Source organism: Parabacteroides sp. AF27-14 (genome assembly GCF_003635425.1).
GTDB classification, from domain to species: Bacteria; Bacteroidota; Bacteroidia; order Bacteroidales; family Tannerellaceae; genus Parabacteroides; species Parabacteroides distasonis.
Genome location: NZ_QTLZ01000061.1, coordinates 1 through 1,758, shown reverse-complemented (window position 1 = coordinate 1,758; position 1,758 = coordinate 1). Strand labels below are relative to the sequence as shown.

Genomic DNA, 1,758 nt, shown 5'->3' with positions numbered 1-1,758 from the left:
GGGGCTGTCCAAAAAGTGTGACAGCCCCTTTTTGCTATTGTTTATTTCAGTAAAAAGTATTATCTTACCGTTGCAACAAACAAACATTATAGCGATGACTAAGATAGTATTTAAAGAGTTAACTTCCAACCAAAATGTACTTTTTCCGGTCAGTTTATCGGAAAAGATCGCTCCCAATCATCCCGTCCGTGTCGTAAACAGTGTTGTAGATGCGTTGGATATCAGTTGTCTGCTCTGGTCATATAAAGGAGGAGGCACCAGCAGCTACCATCCCCGTATGATGCTCAAGGTCCTGTTTTATGCCTACCTGAACAATATCTATTCCTGCCGCAAAATAGAAAAGGCCTTGCAGGAGAATATTCACTTCATGTGGTTGTCCGGTAATAGTACTCCCGATTTCCGCACGATCAATGATTTCCGTGGCAAACGTTTAAAAGAACATATAAAATCGTTGTTTTCAGCCATTGTTCTACTGCTACAGGAATCCGGCTATGTCAGTTTGGATGTACAGTATATTGATGGCACCAAAGTGGAATCGGCATCCAACCGCTACACTTTTGTCTGGCGTGGCAGCGTGGAAAAGAACAAGACAAAACTGGAATCGAAAATACAGGCAATCCTTAGTGAGGTTGACAAACATATCGAACAGGACAAACAGGAAAGGACCCCGGATACCTTACCGGATATGGATTCCTGTGGTTTGCGGGAAAAAGTGAGCGCTTTAAACAAACGGCTCTGCGGGATGAACAAAGCTGAGCAGAAGCAAGTCAAAAAGCTACAGGAAGAATATCTGCCCCGCCTTGCCAAATATGAATCGCAATTAGAGAAATTAGGGGACCGTAATTCTTTCAGTAAGACCGATGAGGATGCGACCTTCATGCGCATGAAGGAGGATCATATGAAAAACGGACAATTGAAACCCGCCTATAACATACAGATTGCTACAGAGAATCAATTTATTACCAATCTGGCGATTTACAGGCGTGCCGGAGATACGGGAACTTTAATTCCTTTTTTGAAAGATTTTCGAGAGACTTATCATAGGCAATCCTCTATAGTAGTGGCCGATGCCGGTTATGGAAGCGAACAAAACTACGAGTTTATGGAAAATGCGGGTATAGAGGCTTTTGTCAAGTACAATTATTTCCACAAAGAGCAGAAGCGTTCCTGGAAGAAGGATGCTTTTGCCATACAGAACCTTTACTACAACCGGGAAAGGGATTATTACGTATGCCCGATGGGACAACATATGGAATATAAAGGTCAAAGGAAAAGTAAGTCCGATTTGGGATATGTATCCGTACTGAAGCGTTATCAGGCACAGAACTGTGAGGGTTGCCCGTTGAAATCTCAATGTCATAAATCAAAGACTAACCGGATCATAGAAGTTAACTATAACCTTAACAGGTATAAACAAAAAACACGGGAAAAACTCATGAGTGAAGAAGGTATTTATCATCGGGGCAGACGATGTATAGAACCGGAAGCAGTCTTTGCGCAGATAAAGCATAACTCGACATGGAACCGGTTTAGATTAAGAGGGTTGGAGAAGGTAAAAACAGAGTTTACCCTGGTTGCTATTGCACATAATATAAGGAAACTGGCTAAAAAAGTCAGTTCTCTTTTGTTTTTTACTTATTTCTGTAGGATGGCTTCTCGAAAAGAGATAATTGAGAAGACCAAAGATGGTTTAAAAATAAAAATGGATAATGAACGGGCAGCATAACAAAAAAGAAGGTATCCTTTTCAGACACCTTC

Annotated in this window: 1 protein-coding gene; it reads left to right on the top strand. The window is 41.3% G+C overall.

The window, feature by feature from the left end:
- Positions 1 to 94 precede the first annotated feature (94 nt).
- Positions 95 to 1,726, top strand: coding sequence for an IS1182 family transposase (locus tag DWY79_RS22345; protein ID WP_122370510.1), 1,632 nt, complete (start codon positions 95 to 97; stop codon positions 1,724 to 1,726).
- Positions 1,727 to 1,758 lie beyond the last annotated feature (32 nt).

Coding starts and splice junctions, on each gene's coding strand:
- DWY79_RS22345 (WP_122370510.1), top strand. CDS start 95: ATGACTAAGATAGTATTTAAAGAGTTAACTTCCAACCAAAATGTACTT.